Here is a 16,888-nt window from a genome sequence, read left to right on the forward strand (position 1 = left end):
CGCGGAAGCGATACGCCCAGAAGGACTAGTTCTTCTGGATCTGGTCGAAGCTCAGCTCGACCGGGGTCTCGCGGCCGAAGATCTCGACGAGGCCCTTGACCTTCTTCGAGTCGGCGTTGATCTCGTTGATGGTCGCCTGCAGCGTGGCGAACGGGCCGTCGGTGACGGTGACCGAGTCGCCGACCTCGAAGTCCAGCACCTGGACCTCGACCTTGCGCTGCGGGGCCGGCTTGCCCTCGGCCTCGGCCGCCTCGCGGGCCGCCTTCTCCTCCGCCTCCGGGGCGAGCATCTTCACGATCTCGTCCAGGGACAGCGGGTAGGGGTCGTAGGCGTTGCCGACGAAGCCGGTGACACCCGGGGTGTTGCGGACGACGCCCCAGGACTCGTTCGTGAGGTCCATGCGGACGAGCACGTAACCGGGCAGCTTGTTCTGCCGGACCGTCTTGCGCTCGCCGTTCTTGATCTGGACGATCTCTTCCTCGGGCACCTCGGCCTGGTAGATGAACTCCTCGACGTTCAGCGAGACGGCGCGCTGCTCCAGGTTGGCCTTCACGCGCTTCTCGTATCCGGCGTAGGTGTGGATCACGTACCACTCGCCGGGCAGCGTGCGCAGTTCCTCACGGAGCTTGGTGACCGGGTCCACCTCGGGCTCGGGCTCAACGGCCTCAGCCTCGGTGGGCTCTGCCTCGGTGGCCTCGGCAGCCTCTTCACCGTCGGTGTCGTCCTCGACGTGGACGGCGGCCTCCTCGGCCGGCTCTCCCGCGGCGGCCTCGGCAGCCTCCGCCTCGTCCACCTCGTCGGCACCCTCGACGATTTCGAGCTCGTCATCCACGGACTCGGTCGGCTCGACGGCGTCGTTCAGGTTCGGGTCAGACACGGTGGCTGCTTCTTCCTGGATACATAGGGGTGGAACATGCGAAAACGGGCGCCGGTAACCACGGCGCCCTTCGCTCTTGGCTCAGCCGAAGACGTACTTGGCCGCGTGGTTGAGCCCATAGTCAATCACGGTCACCAGGGCGATCATGATGAGGACGAAGAAGATCACCACGGTGGTGTAGGACGTCAGCTGGTTGCGGGAGGGCCAGACGACCTTGCGGAGTTCCGCGATGATCTGGCGGTAGAAGAGGGCAAGACGCTTCAGCGGGCCCTTCTTGGCGCGCTTGCCGCCCTTGCGCGGCTTCTTCTTGGACTCCGCCACCTCGTCCTGGGCATCAGGCGTGTCGATGGAGCCCACGGCGTCCGTCATTCGTCCTCACCTGATTCCGGGGTCGTGGCCGTGCCGCGCCCGGTGGAGCCGCACGGCGGTGCATTTCTGTACGTACATGCGCACACATCCCTGGCGAAGGTGTGTGTAGCAGGGCCGGAGGGACTTGAACCCCCAACCGCTGGTTTTGGAGACCAGTGCTCTACCAATTGAGCTACGACCCTTTGTGTGTCCCCCAACGTACCGCATCCGACCGGATGCCCGGTGCGCACCGGGTGCGGCGGCTGCTGAAGGCCAACGAGGTGAGAGTGTACGTGGTCCGGGGCCGGGCGTCGAACAGAAAGTGTTCCCCGGTCCCCTCCGAACGGGAGCCGGCGGGCGGTCCGACGGGAAGATCGCCTGGCCGGAGCACGGATCCGGACGGGTGTTCAGTGCTTGGCCCGCGGCTGTTCAGTCCGTGAAACCCGCGTGCCCGGGGCGTTTCCGGTCTGGAACGATGGGCCTCATGAGCGCTGCAACCCCTCCCACCGAGCGCCGGGTCTCCGCCCGGGTCGGTGCGATCTCCGAGTCCGCCACCCTCGCCGTCGACGCCAAGGCCAAGGCCCTGAAGGCCGCCGGGCGTCCGGTGATCGGCTTCGGCGCCGGTGAGCCCGACTTCCCGACCCCGGACTACATCGTCGAGGCCGCGATCGAGGCCTGCAGGAACCCGAAGTACCACCGCTACACGCCGGCCGGCGGCCTTCCCGAGCTGAAGGCAGCGATCGCCGCGAAGACGCTGCGCGACTCCGGCTGGGAGCCGGACGTCTCCCAGATCCTGGTCACCAACGGCGGCAAGCAGGCCATCTACGAGGCGTTCGCCGCGATCCTCGACCCGGGTGACGAGGTCATCGTGCCGGCGCCGTACTGGACGACGTACCCGGAGTCGATCCGCCTGGCCGGCGGTGTCCCGGTCGAGGTCGTCGCCGACGAGACCACCGGCTACCGGGTCACGGTGGAGCAGCTGGAGGCCGCCCGCACCGAGCGGACCAAGGTCGTCCTCTTCGTCTCGCCGTCCAACCCGACCGGCGCGGTGTACTCCGAGGCCGAGACCGAGGCGATCGGCCGCTGGGCGCTGGAGCACGGCCTGTGGGTGCTGACCGACGAGATCTACGAGCACCTGGTGTACGGCGACGCGGTCTCCGTGTCCCTGCCGGCGCTCCTGCCCGAGCTGCGCGACAAGTGCGTCGTCGTCAACGGCGTGGCGAAGACGTACGCCATGACCGGCTGGCGCGTGGGCTGGGTCATCGGCCCGAAGGACGTGGTCAAGGCCGCGACCAACCTCCAGTCGCACGCCACGTCGAACGTGTCGAACGTCGCCCAGGCGGCCGCTCTCGCCGCCGTCTCCGGCGACCTGGAGGCCGTGGCGAAGATGCGCGAGGCCTTCGACCGGCGCCGCCGGACCATCGTGCGGATGCTCAACGAGATCGACGGCGTGCTCTGCCCGGAGCCCGAGGGCGCCTTCTACGCCTACCCCTCGGTGAAGGCGCTGATCGGCAAGGAGATCCGCGGCAGGCGCCCGCAGAACTCGGTGGAGCTGGCCGCGCTCATCCTGGAGGAGGCCGAGGTCGCGGTCGTCCCGGGCGAGGCCTTCGGCACCCCGGGCTATCTGCGCCTGTCCTACGCCCTCGGTGACGAGGACCTGGTGGAGGGCGTGAGCCGGATCCAGAAGCTGCTGGCGGAGGCGCGGGACTGACGTCCGGCCTCCTTCCGGGCGCCTGCCCGGCCTGCCCGTGCGCAGGCCGGGCAGGCGCCCGTTCGTCTGTGCGGGCAAGAGCACGAACGGGGAAACGGCTACCGGTACGCGCCTGCCCGGCCTGCCCGTGCGCAGGCCGGGCAGGCGCCCGTTCGTCTGTGCGGGCAAGAGCACGAACGGGGAAACGGCTACCGGTACCCGGGGGACGTGCGGCAGGATCCTGGGATGGAGCGTGTACGTGATGTCTCTGAGCTGCCGAAGGCCCATCTGCACCTGCACTTCACCGGGTCGATGCGGCCCGCCACCCTGCTGGAGCTGGCCGACAAGTACGGCGTGCGGCTGCCCGACGCCCTGACCGAGGCCCTCACCGGCGGCGAACCGCCGAGACTGCGGGCGACGGACGAGCGGGGCTGGTTCCGCTTCCAGCGGCTCTACGACGCGGCGCGTTCCTGCCTGCGGGAGCCGGAGGACATCCAGCGGCTGGTGCGGGAGGCCGCCGAGGAGGACGTCCGGGACGGCTCGGGCTGGCTGGAGATCCAGGTCGACCCGACGTCGTACGCACCGCGTCTGGGCGGGCTGATCCCGGCAATGGAGATCATCCTGGACGCGGTGGACGCGGCGTCGCGCGAGACCGGCCTGGGCATGCGGGTCCTGGTGGCGGCGAACCGCATGAAGCACCCGCTGGACGCCCGTACGCTGGCCCGTCTCGCCGTGCGCTACCGCGACCGCGGGGTGGTCGGCTTCGGCCTGTCCAACGACGAACGCCGGGGCATGGCCCGCGACTTCGACCGGGCGTTCGCCATCGCCCGGGACGGCGGTCTGTTCGCGGCCCCGCACGGCGGTGAGCTGACCGGCCCGGCCTCGGTCCGTGACTGCCTGGACGACCTGCGCGCCCGGCGGGTGGGCCACGGGGTGCGCGCGGCGGAGGACCCGCGCCTGCTGAGCCGCCTCGCCGACAAGGGCGTCACCTGTGAGGTGTGCCCGGCCTCCAACGTCGCCCTCGGCGTCTACGACAAGCTCGATGACGTCCCCCTGCGCACCCTCTACGAGGCAGGCGTCCCGATGGCCCTCGGCGCCGACGACCCCCTCCTCTTCGGCTCCCGGCTGGCCGCCCAGTACGACATCGCCCGCCGGTACCACGCCTTCACCGACGCCGAACTCGCCGAGCTGGCCCGCCAGTCCATCCGCGCCTCGGCGGCCCCGGAGGACGTGCGGACGAAGCTGCTGTCGGGTGTGGACGACTGGCTCGGCGCGCCGGACGCCTGACGTGGACGCGCCCGCCGGCCCGCGGCGGGCGCGCGGTCAGAGGGTCACGCCCACCGTGACCGGTTCGTTCCGCAGGGTGATCCCGAAGGCGTCGCGGACTCCCTCGACCACCTCGCGGGCCAGGCCCAGCAGGTCCTCGGTGGTGGCGCCGCCGCGGTTGGTGAGGGCGAGCGTGTGCTTGGTGGAGATGCGGGCGGGTCCGGTGCCGTAGCCCTTGGTGAAGCCGGCCCTGTCGATCAGCCAGGCCGCCGAGGTCTTCGTGTGTCCCTCCCCCGCCGGGTAGGCGGGCGGCTCGACGCCCTCGCCCAGCCGCTCCCGCACCCGCGTGCGGAACACGGCGAAGTCGGTGTCGGTGAGGATCGGGTTGGTGAAGAAGGACCCGGCCGACCAGGTGTCGTGGTCCTCGGGGTCCAGCACCATGCCCTTGCCGGCCCGCAGCTTCAGCACGGTGTCACGGGCGGTGCCGAGCGGTACCCGGTCGCCCGCCTCCACGCCCAGCGCCCGGGCCGTCTCGGCGTACTTCACGGGCGCGGACAGCCCGTGGGCGTCCTCCAGCTCGAAACGGACGCGCAGGACGACGTACCGCTCGGGGGCGTCCTTGAAGCGGCTGTGCCGGTAGGAGAAGGCGCACTCGTCGTTGGTGAGGGTCACCGTCCCACCGGCCGTGCGGTCGTAGGCGACGACCTCGGTGATCGTGGCGGAGACGTCCTGGCCGTACGCCCCCACGTTCTGGATCGGGGTCGCGCCCGCGGAGCCGGGGATGCCGGACAGGCATTCGATGCCCGCGAGTCCGGCCTCCACGGTGCGGGCGACGGCGTCGGTCCACACCTCGCCCGCGGCCAGTTCCAGCGTCGTACCACGGAGTTCGAAGCCGCTCGTGGCGATGCGCAGGGCGGTGCCGTCGAAGCCCTTGTCACCGATGACCAGGTTGGAACCGCCGCCGATGACGAGCAGCGGAGTGCCGGCGGCGTCGGCCTCGCGGACGGCGTCGACCACCTCGGCGTCGGTGGTCGCGGTGATCAGCCGGGTCGCGGGGCCGCCCAGCCGGAAGGTGGTCAGCGGGGCGAGGGGAGCGTCGTGGAGTTCCTGCACCCGCCCAAGACTACGAGACCCCGTCGACGGCCCCGTACGCCGCCGACCCGCCCGCGCCGGCGGGTCGGCGGCCCACCGGCCCCGAAGGGCGCGCCGAGCCGGCCGCGCCCGCGTGCCGCCGTGCTCCCGCGCGTGGGCGGGGGCGCGTGCCGGCCGCTGCGCCGGGCGGCCGGCTCGTCCGCTCCGCGGTCGTCAGGCCAGCCGTACGACGGCGCGGGACATCCCGAGGACCTTCTGCCCGTCGCTCGTGGCGGTCAGGTCGACCCGTACGGTGTTGTCGTCGAGCTTGGCCGCGACCTTGCCGACGACCTCGATCCGGGCGCCCTGGTCGTCGTCGGGGACGACGACCGGCCTGGTGAAGCGGACGCCGTACTCGACGACGGCGCCGGGGTCGCCCGCCCAGTCGGTGACGACACGGATCGCCTCGGCCATGGTGAACATGCCGTGCGCGATCACGTCCGGCAGCCCGACCTCCTTGGCGAACCTCTCGTTCCAGTGGATGGGGTTGAAGTCCCCGGAGGCGCCCGCGTACTGGACCAGGGTGGCCCGGGTCACGGGAAAGGTCCGGGCCGGCAGTTCGGTGCCGACCTCGACGTCCTCGTAGGCGATCTTCGCCGTCATCGGTTCCTCACGCCTCCTCGGCCGCACGGGCCACCAGCTTGGTCCACGCGGTCACGACGTGCTCGCCCGCCTCGTCGTGCACCTCGCCGCGGATGTCCAGGATGTCGTTGCCGGCCAGGGACTTGATCGCCTCGATGGTCGAGGTGACGGTGAGCCGGTCACCGGCGCGCACGGGGCGGACGTAGGCGAACTTCTGGTCGCCGTGCACCACGCGGCTGTAGTCGAGGCCGAGCTGCGGGTCCTGGACGACCTGGCCCGCGGCCTTGAAGGTGATCGCGAAGACGAACGTCGGCGGGGCGATCACGTCGGAGTGGCCGAGCGCCTTGGCGGCCTCCGGGTCCGTGTACGCCGGGTTGGCGTCCCCCACCGCCTCCGCGAACTCCCGGATCTTCTCCCGGCCCACCTCGTAGGGGGCGGTGGGGGGGTAGGACCGCCCCACGAAGGACTGGTCGAGCGCCATTGGCCCGGCACCTCCTGGTGTCAGCTGTGGTCGTGCGTGTGCGGGTGAAGCGGGTGTCCCTGCCCGAAGCGGATGCTCGAGCCGAGCAGATTGATCTGATCAACAGATGAACCCGGTGTGAGACGGCTGGATCCGAGGAAACCGATGAGGCAGGTGAAACAACATAAGGCCGCCCCCGGTGTGGGGGCGGCCTCATGTATGAGCCTGATTTATCGCGTCTCGCGGTGCGCGGTGTGCGCATTGCAACGCGGGCAGTGCTTCTTCATCTCAAGACGGTCCGGGTTGTTACGCCGGTTCTTCTTGGTGATGTAGTTCCGCTCCTTGCACTCCACGCAGGCCAGCGTGATCTTCGGGCGGACGTCGGTGGCAGCCACGTGAGTGCTCCTTGACGAACGGGTAGGCTAGTTCAACGCAAGAAAGAGTAGCCGATCGAAGGACCGACCCCGCAATCGGCTACTGTTAGTAGCGGTGACCGGACTTGAACCGGTGACACAGCGATTATGAGCCGCTTGCTCTACCGACTGAGCTACACCGCTTTGATGAGATCGGCCCCCGTCTCGCGACGGGAACCTCTCACACCAGAGCCCCAAAACGGAATCGAACCGTTGACCTTCTCCTTACCATGGAGACGCTCTGCCGACTGAGCTATTGGGGCGAGCGATGAAGACATTACACGGTCCGCGGCCGTTCGCCCAAATCCGTTTCCCGCCCGCTCGGCTCCGGCTCCCGCGGGCTCGGCTCCGGGCCCCGTCCGCTCGGCCCGGCCGCCCGGCGTCCCGGTGATCGCGGGGCCACACCGGTACGACTATTGCGCTCCTCCGCCGTCCGGCCGGGCCGCCGCCCTAGGCTCGACCCACTCGGCACGATCTTGCGCCGGCCCGTGTCGTCGTCCGTCGTCCGCCCGTCGTCCGCCTCCGCCCGCCTCAGTCCGCGTCGCGCGTGTTCCGCACGGCGCCCACCGTGTACCGCGTCGCGCGGGTTCCGCGTCGTCCGTCGTCCCGTCTCTCCGCCCGTCTCGTCTCCGTCGTCGATTCCCCGGCTCCTCCCCGTCTCCCCCGTCGTCCGCCGTCATCCCCCGTCGATCCTTCGTCGTCCGCCGTAGCTGGAGTGCGATGCCCCCCGGTAAGCCGCAGCCGCCCCCCTCGTCCTCCGCGCCGGAACCGGCGGGGCCGTCGGCCCCGGACGGCCTGCTGCTGTGCGGGGCCCGGCTGACCGACGGGCGGACCGTGGACGTACGCCTGTCCGACGGGCGCATCGAGGCGGTCGGCACGGCCGGCAGCCTGGACACGACCCGAGGGGCACGTGTGGATCTCACCGGCTACCTGCTCCTGCCGGCCCCCGCCGAGCCCCACGCCCACGCCGACACCGCCCTGACGGCGGACGGCGGCGGACCGGTCTCGTACGAGGCGGAGGACGTCCAGCGCCGGGCGACCGAGGCCGCCCTGCTCCAGCTCGGCCACGGGGCGACCGCGCTGCGCGCGCATGTGCGCGTGGGCGACGTCCAGGGACTGGGCGCCCTGACGGCGGCGCTGCGGGCCGGGCGGGCACTGCGCGGGCTCGCCGAACTGACCGCGGTGGCGGTGCCGCGCGTGCTGACCGGGGCGGCCGGCGCGGACGGGCTGGCGATGCTGCGGGACGCGCTGAAGATGGGCGCGGGCGTGGTGGGCGGCTGCCCGGACGTGGATCCCGACCCCACCGGCTACGTCGAGGCCGTCCTGGAGGTCGCCTCCGAGCACGGCTGCCCCGTGGACCTGCACACCGACGGCGCCGATCCGGCCCGTCTGGCGCGGATCGCGGCGATGGCGGGCGGGCTGCGCCCCGGGGTGACGCTGGGCCCGTGCGGCGGCCTGGCCCGGCTGCCCGCCGAGGCGGCCGCGCGGGCCGCGGACCAGCTCGCCGCGGCCGGGGTGACGGTGGTGTGCCTGCCGCAGGGCGGCTGCGGGGGCGCCGAGGGCCCCTGGCCGGCGCCGGTGCGGCTGCTGCGGGCGGCCGGGGTGCGGGTGGCCGCCGGCAGCGGCGCGCTGCGGGACGTGTCGAACCCGGTGGGGCGCGGGGACCCGCTGGAGGCGGCCTATCTGCTGGCCTCCTGCCACGGGCTGCGCCCCGAGGAGGCGTACGACGCGGTGAGCGCGTCGGCCCGCGCGGTCCTCGGTCTGCCCGAGGTGCGGGTGGAGGCCGGCTTCCCCGCCGAACTCCTCGCGGTGCGCGGCGACCGGCTCGCGGGGGCGCTGTCGCTGTCGTACAGCCGGATCGTGGTGCACCAGGGGCGCGTGGTGGCGCGGACCAGCGCGGTGCGGGAGTTCTGCGACTCGGCGGCCGCGGTGGAGCTGGGCCTGCCGCGGCAGGGGCGCGGGGAGCTGTCCTGACGGGCCGGCCGCCGGGAGGGCGGGGCGCGCGGGGTTCGGGAGCGTGCGTCCGGGGCGGTGCGGGAGGCGGGTGAGAGCGCCGACGGGCGCACGTCCGGGGTGTCGCCGAAGTCGTGCGGCGGATGGGGCCGTCCGGGCGTACGGTCGGAAACATGCGCATTGTCATCGCTGGGGGTCATGGTCAGATCGCGCTGCGGCTGGAGCGGTTGCTCGCCGCGCGCGGGGACGAGGTGGCGGGGATCATCCGCCGTGCCGAGCAGGGCGACGACCTGCGCGCTGCCGGCGCCGAACCGATCGTGCTGGACCTGGAGTCCGCCTCGGTCGAGGAGGTGGCGGAGCGGCTGCGGGGCGCGGACGCGGCGGTGTTCGCGGCGGGCGCCGGGCCGGGCAGCGGGGCGGCCCGCAAGGACACGGTGGACAAGGGCGCGGCGGTGCTCTTCGCGGACGCGGCGGTCCGGGCGGGCGTACGGCGGCACGTGGTGGTGTCGTCGATGGGTGCGGACGCGCGGCACGAGGGCGACGAGGTCTTCGACGTGTACCTGAGGGCGAAGGGCGAGGCGGACGACCACGTGCGCCGCCAGGAGGCCCTGGACTGGACGGTTCTGCGGCCCGGTTCCCTCACCGACGAGCCCGGCACCGGGCAGGTCCGGCTGGAGGCGCACACCGGCCGCGGCTCGGTCACCCGCGACGACGTGGCCACCGTCCTCGCCGAGTTGGTGGACACCCCGGCGACGGCCGGCCTGACGCTGGAGCTCATCGCCGGCTCGACCCCGGTGTCGGTGGCGGTGAAGTCGGTCGCGGGGAACTGAGGCGGGCCGGGGGCGGCGACGACGTCCGGGGCGGTGGAACGGGAAACGCCGCCGCCCCGGACGCACCCGCACCTCTCCACCGACGAGCGGGACGCCCGGCCCTCCCCCGCCGCCCCACGCCCGACGATCCACGTCCGACGATCCACGCCCGACGCGGACCGGTCGAACGTCCGGGCGGGCGGTCCGGGATCCACGCTCCGGGAACCGCGCACGCCCAGGACAGATCCAGGTCATGCGCTCCGGGAACCGCGACCGCCCAGGACCGCGACCGCCCAGGACCGCGACCGTCCAGGACCCCGACCGGTCAGGACCCCGACCGGTCAGGACCCCGACCGGTCAGAACCGCGCTCGCCTAGAACAGTGGGAGCTGCCCGGGGAACTCGGGAACGACATACCCGTCCAACGAGGGCTGTTCGGCACCGAGTTGTGCCGTCCGGCGGGAGCCGGGACAGGATGTCAGCTCGCCGTTCCCCCGTGCGCCGGGCGGGTCGTGGCGTGCGAACCGCCCGGCTACGACGGCGATCTCCCGACGGCACACGGGACAGGATCTGCGACGCGAGGACATGGGCCAAGTGTGCACCGGGGCACCGACAACGGTCCGTCGGCGGAACTCGTCCACCATGCCGGTGCTCCCTCCGGCGTGCGCTGACCTCCGCGGCCCGGCGTGACGGGTCGGCCTCCCGTTCGAACGAGCCGGAGCGCCGCGAACTCCGGAGCGAGCCGGGGTGCCGTGAACCGATGTCGCGCGGCGTGCAACCCGCCGTGAGTGTCCGGGAGTACCTACGGGTGGACGTCTAAGCCGCGGCCACCACTCCCGGTGGCCGCGGCAGGCGGGCACGCGGGCCCAGCGCGCCGGCCGTCGACGACCGTCCGGCGTGGTGCCGGGCGGCAGCTCTGAAGGAGAAACGCCCCATGGCTCTCGGATTCGCCAGGAAGGCGGCCGTGACGGCCGCCGCGGTCGCCGCGCTCGGAGGAACGTCGTTCGCAGCCTCCGCGGTCGCGGCGACGCCGGGCTCGACCGCCCACCCGGCATCCGCGCCCGTCTCCGCCGTCGCGAAGCGCTCCGCCACCGCTCACCGGCCAGTGCCGCAGGTGGTCACTCAGGTGATCGGCAAGGGCCGGGTGGACGGACAGCGCTGGTCGGTGGCGCTGGAGTTCCACCGGACACTGCCCAAGGGCTACGTCCTGCCCACGCGCCCCGACGGGACCGCGGTCCCGGGCACCTCACTGCTGTGCCAGCGCATGTACATCGGCGGCGTCCGCATCGACCACCAGGGCGGCCCCTGGGCCGACTGCCAGCCCGTCACCGGCACCAACGACCCCCAGGCCGCCGGGAACACGGGACTGTGGGGCCTGCACGACAAGGGCACCAGCGGCAGCCGCCTGATGGTCGCCAACCCCGAAGCCGACGTCGCCTACGGCATCGTCACCCTCACCGACGGCACCCGCATCAAAGCCACCACCACCGCCCTCGCCGGCACCACCTACCGCGCCTGGGCCGCACCCATCCCCGACGGACACACCATCAGCTCGGTCGACCAGTACGACACCCACCACAACCGACTCAGCCACGACACCTACTGGCGCTGACCACCCAGACGAAGGACGGGCACCTCCTGCCGTGCAGCCAAGTGACCGCAGGGCCGCGGACAGCGGACCGGATTCGGAGTTCACCCGGTTCGTCGCTGCCCGCTGGCGGGCCCTGACCCACACCGCGTACCTGCTCACCGGCGACTTCCACGAGGCGGAGGACCTGGTGCAGACGACGCTGGCGAAGGTGTACCCGCACTGGCGGCGACTGGAGCCGGAGCGCGCCGAACACTACGTCCGACGGGCACTGGTCAACACCAACCGCAGCCGGCACCGCCGCCGCAGGATCACCCACCTCCTTCTCCCGTCGCTGCCCGACACCCGCCCCGCTCACGACGACGGGGCGGGTGTCGGGGGCGTGGACGTGTACGACGCCCTGGCCCGCGAGCTCGCCGGCCTGCCCGAGCGACAGCGGGCGGTCGTGGTGCTGCGCTACTGCGAGGACCTGTCCGTCGAGGAAGTGGCGGACGTCCTCGGCTGTTCGGTCGGCACGGTGAAGAGCCAGGCATCCCGGGCCCTGGCCAAGCTGCGCAGCCGTTCGTCCCTCGCCCGCAACCACCTGTCCGGCCGCCCCGCAGAGGCACGATGACTCCCGACCACGACCAAGAGGACTGGCTGCGCGCCGCCTACACCCGGTCACGCGACGCCTATCCCTCGTCCCAGGCCCCCGTCGACCAGATCCTGACCGCCGCGCGCGCCCGCAGGAGACGCAGCCGCGCCGCGGCCGTCACAGCCGGTGCCGCCTGCGTCCTCGCCCTCTGCCTGACGGTCCCGTTCCTGAAGCCGTCGCCCGACGCCGTCGGCCCCACGCTCCGGCCCACGCCCGCGGCGAGCCCCACCCACACCCCGGCTCCCAGCACGGTCGGTGTCCAGGTGATCGGCGAGGGCCGGGTGGACGGACAGCGCTGGTCGGTGGCGCTGGAGTTCCACCGGACACTCCCCAAGGACTACGTCTCCCCCGCCGCTCCCCACAGAACCGCGGCACCGGGCACCTCACTGCTGTGCCAGCGCATGTACATCGGCGGCGTCCGCATCGACCACCAGGGCGGCCCCTGGGCCGACTGCCAGCCCGTCACCGGCACCAACGACCCCCAGGCCGCCGGGAACACGGGACTGTGGGGCCTGCACGACAAGGGCACCAGCGGCAGCCGCCTGATGGTCGCCAACCCCGAAGCCGACGTCGCCTACGGCATCGTCACCCTCACCGACGGCACCCGCATCAAAGCCACCAGCGCCACCCTCCCCGGCACCACCTACCGCGCCTGGGCCGCACCCATCCCCGACGGACACACCATCAGCTCGGTCGACCAGTACGACACCCACCACAACCGACTCAGCCACGACACCTACTGGCGCTGACCAGGGCTTGCCGGAGCGCAGGCAGTCCGTGGTGACCGTCGCGCCGCGGGAGCGGCCGGCCGGTGGGCGCGCTCCCGCGGCCCCGGCGCGGGACGCGGTGCTCAGCCCGATGCCGGCGAAGGGGAACACCGCGAGGCCGAGCGGTACGGCGACGGATCCCCGGCACCGGTGCCGGGGGGTGCGCGGTCGCGGAGCACGCCGGGCACCAAGTCGGTCACCGGGCCGGCCGGCACGTCGGGCCCTTCGCCGCGCGCGGGAGCAGACCGTGAACACGGCCACCGCGACCACCAGCCCCACCGCGGTGGCCATCGGGTCGGCGAGCAGCCGGTCCACATGAGGTCGCAGCCGATCGACCGAGGTGAACGCCACGGCCGATCCGGAGACCGCGGCCACCAGACCTGCGCTCCAACGACGGTGCCTGCCGTTGAACCACCGGCCCAGCACCATCGCCGTGGGCGCGGCGACCGGGGCGTTCCAGCAGCCCGACCCTTCCGAGGCGTCGACCCGACGGCCAGTCAGCTACCCCTTTCCTGCCGGTGATCGACCGTCTCTGTTGCAGGGCACTCACCGTTCCGTCGTCCGGAAAAAGCCTCCGCGATCAACCGCTGGAATCGGCTGACTGATCTCACGCACGCCCGAGAGAAACCACGGAACCGCGACTCCCCTTCCTTCGACACGGACAAGCCACGTACAAGGACCGCGACCCCGATACCGAATGCGACGACGAACAAGGCCAGCCATAGCGCATGCACTTGATACCAGTGCGAACCGGCTTCCATGATCTGGGCGACGCCGGCCACCCCCAGGGCGGCGAGTAGCGCCAGCACCACGGTCACCTTCGCCGCTTGCCTGTTCCTGTCTTCCTCCACGTATTGCTGGGTCACCTTGTCCACGGTCGTCCCCAGCTCTTCGTTGGACACCCCAGCCATTGCGGCAAACAACTGCTCTACTCTCTTGAAGTAATCTGACAGCTCCAGCAGGCAGTGCAGCATAGCTGCCGCTGACGGTGAGGCGACCAGGCACCGGGAAGAGAACAAGGCCGCCTTGTCGTGAACAATAAGAGAAAGAGTGTCGAGATCCACGCTCTCCGCATCCAATTTCGCCGAGAGTTCGCGCAGGCTGGCTGAGGTGACAGCCTTCCTCCCTGTGATCACACCGAAAAAACGCCCGTGCAGGATGTCGCTCAGGAAGTGCCTTCCCTTTGCGGCAGGCCGCTGCATATCCGCCCATTGGACTTTCAGGTCCATCGAGGCTTTGTGGTGTTCCAGCAGTTCATTGGACCATCCCTCGAGCAAGCCCTCCAGTGACGCAGTTAATTCTGCGACCGCCCTCCATGTACCCCTTACAAAATTGGGGAGCCCCACCGTGAAGAGGGATATGGTATTGCAGGACCTCGCAACCCACTCCTGGGATGATCCCGTCAGGTAAGACGAGCTGGAGTTCAGCGTGGCATACCTCGCCCACTCGGCCGGCGATCCCACAAGGCACGGAACCGGGTTGGTCAGCACCTGGGTGCCCATGGCGCCGATCAGCTCACCGACACTCAACACATCCTGTGGGTCACGTTCCCTCACCGGTCCGCTCGAAGTTGAGGCAGCACCGATGCTGGCAACGACTTGGTACATACCGCGCCGACACATCAATGGGCTTCCGGGTGGAATGCGGAGATGGGAGCCCGAGACTCGGTCCGCCGTGTCGGCTGTCAGGTCCAAGTTCTCACCGGCGCCCAGGTCCATCACCATCTGGACCGCGAGGTCGCACAACCTGTGCCAGCGAAGCGGCCTGACATTCCGTTCGAACATGACGCACAGCTCACCGCACTCCGGCGCCGCGTACAGCATCTTGGCGAATAGTTCGAATGCTGGTACGCCTTCCAGCTCTGTCGAGAATCGAACATAGTGGTTACCCAGATTTGATATGACGATCCCGGACTTCAGTCTGGTGAGCACCGCGGCCCCATCCGCGCTTTTGATCAGAACGTCAGGCGTTTCGAGGTAGACGCCGCCGTACCAACGCTGCAGCGGGTCATCGCTCGCCCAGATGTCGTCGAGGTCCAGAGACGTGTGCGGCTTCGTTTCGACGCCGACCATCTCCCAGTGCTCGACCTTTTTCGCCTCTTCTACTACACACTCCGGCGCCATGCAGTCGGATCGCACAGAGAATGGGTAGATGTAGACCAATTCCCCATGCTCTACATGAAGCCAGCGCGCATCTTTCTGCGCATGCAACGCGGCCAGGCTCACCCTATTAGCTCGCAGTTCACTGGCCATGACAGGGTCCATCACATCGTCACACTCGGCCGCATGGAGTCGATGGATGACGGTTTCCAGAGGCGCCCCGTGACGGTAGTAATTCGACAGGCCGCGCGCCGCTTCGGCGACGGCCGCGTAGCATGTCTGATAGCAGTCGGCATATTCTTCTATATGCGTTCGTATGTCGTCCGAGAATGTCTCCGGAATCTCGTCGACAGCATCGATCGCCCTTTGGGCGTGTTTGCTGGCATTATCGGCCGCATCAGCACGCGCCTCGAGAACTCCACTGACCATGGCGTCCTCGGCCCGGATTTGGGAATCGAGGCTCTCGATCAGTGCGAGTGCGGCCTGGGTGGCTCTAGCTGCGTGATCTTCTCTGCTTAGAAGCGGATCACCGCGCACACATTCCCGTGCCCCCGTCAACGTGTCCCAGAGCGGATGGAAGAGGTATGAGACCTCCCATGCTTCCTCAACTGCTTCGAGCACCAGGAGCAGGAGATAGGCGACTCCAGCTGGGATACTTCTTGCACGTTCGAGCTGCTCGCCGATGATGCGGGCCGCCCTCTTTCCATCGTCCGAGGGAATCTCACGCGTGGGAGGTTTTCTCGGACCGCAACCCTCCGTAGGTTGCCCGGCTGTTTCCCACCGCGGCAACCGATGCAGTTCGTCAGAGTGCAGAAGCTCCCGTACCTCCGTCGGGATCACGACATCCAGGATACTGCGAATGCCATCTGCACGCCTGATTCAGACGTCCCGATATCGATATCCGTTCGCGTCTGGTGCGCATGGAACAGGTCCCGAGGCACGGCGGCCCCACTGAACGGCGTGGCGTCCGGAGTGGCACTGGGGGGAAGTCGGGTTCGCGATCCAACGCCAAGATCTCCGCGCGACTGGGCCAGCACGGATGACCCCGTGGATGCCGTCCACGGCACACAGCCCGGTACGAACGCGAGACAGCGTGAGTCGGCGAGCTGATCATGTGAGCGCATGCCAAAGGACCCGTGACCTGCGTTCTACGCTGGTCACGGGCCCTTTGTTCCCGTGTGGCGGCGCCAGGATTCGAACCTGGGAAGGCTGAGCCGGCAGATTTACAGTCTGCTCCCTTTGGCCGCTCGGGCACACCGCCGGGTTTGCTGCCGTTCGAACCGCCCTTCGGCGGTGCTCCCTGGCAACGACGTAAACAATACCCGATGCGCGGGGGTGCTCCGCCACCCGGTTGATCCCCGCCGTCGGGGTGAGGGACGGCTGGTACCGCGGCAGGCGACGTTCGTCCGTCAAGGAGCGGCGACCGGTGTCTGCTCTGGGGCCCTCCTGCCCGAAGGCTCGGGCAGGTGCCCGCCGGAAGTCCTCGTACTGGACGTACTCGGGCTTCCCACCGGTGCGGCGAGTGGGGGTCCCCCTGCTCAACGAGCCCGGGGGGAGGCGTGCCGGGCAGCGCGACGGGGCGAACCTCGCCTGAGGCGGCACTAGGCTTGGGCGGATGCGGACCCGGACCGCGAGGCCCGGCCCGGCGGTTCCCCCCACCCGCCGGCACGCAGCTGACACGCATCCCGACACACCCCGATACAAGGAGCCACAGGACATGGCCGACTCCAGTTTCGACATCGTCTCGAAGGTCGAGCGGCAGGAGGTCGACAACGCCCTCAACCAGGCCGCCAAGGAGATCTCGCAGCGCTACGACTTCAAGGGCGTGGGCGCCTCGATCTCGTGGTCCGGTGAGAAGATCCTCATGGAGGCGAACTCCGAGGACCGGGTGAACGCTGTCCTCGACGTCTTCCAGTCCAAGCTGATCAAGCGCGGCATCTCGCTGAAGGCCCTGGACGCGGGCGAGCCGCAGCTTTCCGGCAAGGAGTACAAGATCTTCGCGACGATCCAGGAGGGCATCTCCCAGGAGAACGCCAAGAAGGTGGCGAAGCTCATCCGCGACGAGGGTCCGAAGGGCGTCAAGGCGCAGGTCCAGGGTGAGGAGCTGCGGGTCAGTTCCAAGAGCCGGGACGACCTGCAGACCGTGATCGCCCTGCTGAAGGGCCAGGACTTCGACTTCGCGCTGCAGTTCGTCAACTACCGGTAGGACCGGTACGGGCGACCCATGAGCCCGGTACGGACGAGGGGCGGGCGCCCGGTGGGCGCCCGCCCC

The 16,888-nt window shown here is 70.3% G+C and carries 16 protein-coding genes and 4 tRNA genes; 8 read left to right on the forward strand and 12 right to left on the reverse strand.

Annotated features, from left to right (window positions below; translation table 11 throughout):
- Positions 1-25 precede the first annotated feature (25 nt).
- From nusG to ACF061_RS08350, 3 genes are all read right to left on the reverse strand, one after another.
- Complete coding sequence (gene nusG / locus ACF061_RS08340) at positions 26-877, reverse strand: transcription termination/antitermination protein NusG (protein ID WP_392265998.1); 852 nt, start codon at positions 875-877, stop codon at positions 26-28.
- An 81-nt stretch (positions 878-958) separates the two neighbouring features.
- On the reverse strand, positions 959-1,246 hold the full coding sequence (gene secE, locus ACF061_RS08345; protein ID WP_392265999.1) for a preprotein translocase subunit SecE: 288 nt from the start codon (positions 1,244-1,246) through the stop codon (positions 959-961).
- Between the two features lie 109 nt (positions 1,247-1,355).
- A tRNA-Trp gene (locus ACF061_RS08350) sits at positions 1,356-1,428 on the reverse strand.
- Between the two features lie 281 nt (positions 1,429-1,709).
- Here ACF061_RS08350 and ACF061_RS08355 point away from each other — a divergent pair.
- Complete coding sequence (locus tag ACF061_RS08355; protein ID WP_392266000.1) at positions 1,710-2,936, forward strand: pyridoxal phosphate-dependent aminotransferase; 1,227 nt, start codon at positions 1,710-1,712, stop codon at positions 2,934-2,936.
- Positions 2,937-3,161: 225 nt separating this feature from the next.
- Entirely contained in the window at positions 3,162-4,202 is a 1,041-nt protein-coding gene (locus tag ACF061_RS08360; RefSeq protein WP_392266001.1) for an adenosine deaminase, read from the forward strand.
- 36 nt (positions 4,203-4,238) lie between these two features.
- Here ACF061_RS08360 and ACF061_RS08365 read toward each other — a convergent pair whose 3' ends face one another.
- The 6 genes from ACF061_RS08365 to ACF061_RS08390 all read right to left on the reverse strand — a co-directional run bounded on the left by ACF061_RS08365 (position 4,239) and on the right by ACF061_RS08390 (position 7,030).
- The gene (locus ACF061_RS08365; RefSeq protein WP_392266002.1) at positions 4,239-5,294 is read right to left on the reverse strand and encodes a UDP-N-acetylmuramate dehydrogenase; all 1,056 of its coding nucleotides are present in this window, start codon (positions 5,292-5,294) and stop codon (positions 4,239-4,241) included.
- Between the two features lie 192 nt (positions 5,295-5,486).
- Positions 5,487-5,915 (reverse strand): MaoC family dehydratase, encoded by a 429-nt coding sequence (locus ACF061_RS08370; RefSeq protein WP_392266003.1) that lies wholly within the window; start codon positions 5,913-5,915, stop codon positions 5,487-5,489.
- A 7-nt stretch (positions 5,916-5,922) separates the two neighbouring features.
- Positions 5,923-6,375 (reverse strand): MaoC family dehydratase N-terminal domain-containing protein, encoded by a 453-nt coding sequence (locus ACF061_RS08375; protein WP_392266004.1) that lies wholly within the window; start codon positions 6,373-6,375, stop codon positions 5,923-5,925.
- 209 nt (positions 6,376-6,584) lie between these two features.
- Positions 6,585-6,749, reverse strand: a complete 165-nt coding sequence (rpmG, locus tag ACF061_RS08380; RefSeq protein WP_003948671.1) for a 50S ribosomal protein L33 — start codon at positions 6,747-6,749, stop codon at positions 6,585-6,587.
- An 89-nt stretch (positions 6,750-6,838) separates the two neighbouring features.
- Positions 6,839-6,911, reverse strand: a tRNA-Met gene (locus tag ACF061_RS08385).
- A 46-nt stretch (positions 6,912-6,957) separates the two neighbouring features.
- Positions 6,958-7,030 (reverse strand) — tRNA-Thr (locus ACF061_RS08390).
- 457 nt (positions 7,031-7,487) lie between these two features.
- On the opposite strand from ACF061_RS08390, the gene ACF061_RS08395 reads away from it, so the two are divergent.
- On the forward strand, positions 7,488-8,741 hold the full coding sequence (locus ACF061_RS08395) for an amidohydrolase family protein (protein WP_392266005.1): 1,254 nt from the start codon (positions 7,488-7,490) through the stop codon (positions 8,739-8,741).
- A 152-nt stretch (positions 8,742-8,893) separates the two neighbouring features.
- Positions 8,894-9,550 (forward strand): SDR family oxidoreductase, encoded by a 657-nt coding sequence (locus tag ACF061_RS08400; RefSeq protein ID WP_392266006.1) that lies wholly within the window; start codon positions 8,894-8,896, stop codon positions 9,548-9,550.
- A 352-nt stretch (positions 9,551-9,902) separates the two neighbouring features.
- Here ACF061_RS08400 and ACF061_RS08405 read toward each other — a convergent pair whose 3' ends face one another.
- A complete protein-coding gene (locus ACF061_RS08405; protein WP_392266007.1) occupies positions 9,903-10,115 on the reverse strand; it encodes a hypothetical protein in 213 nt (70 codons plus the stop codon).
- 347 nt (positions 10,116-10,462) lie between these two features.
- On the opposite strand from ACF061_RS08405, the gene ACF061_RS08410 reads away from it, so the two are divergent.
- From ACF061_RS08410 to ACF061_RS08420, 3 genes are read left to right on the forward strand one after another with little or no spacing between them, the layout of a single operon-like run.
- The gene (locus tag ACF061_RS08410; RefSeq protein WP_392266008.1) at positions 10,463-11,140 is read left to right on the forward strand and encodes a hypothetical protein; all 678 of its coding nucleotides are present in this window, start codon (positions 10,463-10,465) and stop codon (positions 11,138-11,140) included.
- Positions 11,141-11,171: 31 nt separating this feature from the next.
- Entirely contained in the window at positions 11,172-11,729 is a 558-nt protein-coding gene (locus ACF061_RS08415; protein ID WP_392266009.1) for a SigE family RNA polymerase sigma factor, read from the forward strand.
- The gene (locus ACF061_RS08420; RefSeq protein ID WP_392266010.1) at positions 11,726-12,499 is read left to right on the forward strand and encodes a hypothetical protein; all 774 of its coding nucleotides are present in this window, start codon (positions 11,726-11,728) and stop codon (positions 12,497-12,499) included. Before ACF061_RS08415 ends, ACF061_RS08420 begins: the two co-directional genes overlap by 4 nt.
- 515 nt (positions 12,500-13,014) lie before the next feature.
- Here ACF061_RS08420 and ACF061_RS08425 read toward each other — a convergent pair.
- Both ACF061_RS08425 and ACF061_RS08430 read right to left on the reverse strand, forming a co-directional pair.
- Complete coding sequence (locus ACF061_RS08425) at positions 13,015-15,456, reverse strand: hypothetical protein (protein ID WP_392266011.1); 2,442 nt, start codon at positions 15,454-15,456, stop codon at positions 13,015-13,017.
- 339 nt (positions 15,457-15,795) lie between these two features.
- Positions 15,796-15,877 (reverse strand) — tRNA-Tyr (locus ACF061_RS08430).
- Positions 15,878-16,333: 456 nt separating this feature from the next.
- Here ACF061_RS08430 and ACF061_RS08435 point away from each other — a divergent pair.
- Positions 16,334-16,822 (forward strand): YajQ family cyclic di-GMP-binding protein, encoded by a 489-nt coding sequence (locus ACF061_RS08435; protein WP_392266012.1) that lies wholly within the window; start codon positions 16,334-16,336, stop codon positions 16,820-16,822.
- Positions 16,823-16,888: the final 66 nt, after the last annotated feature.

The organism is Streptomyces sp. NPDC015220 (assembly GCF_043079345.1).
Classification (GTDB): Bacteria; Actinomycetota; Actinomycetes; order Streptomycetales; family Streptomycetaceae; genus Streptomyces.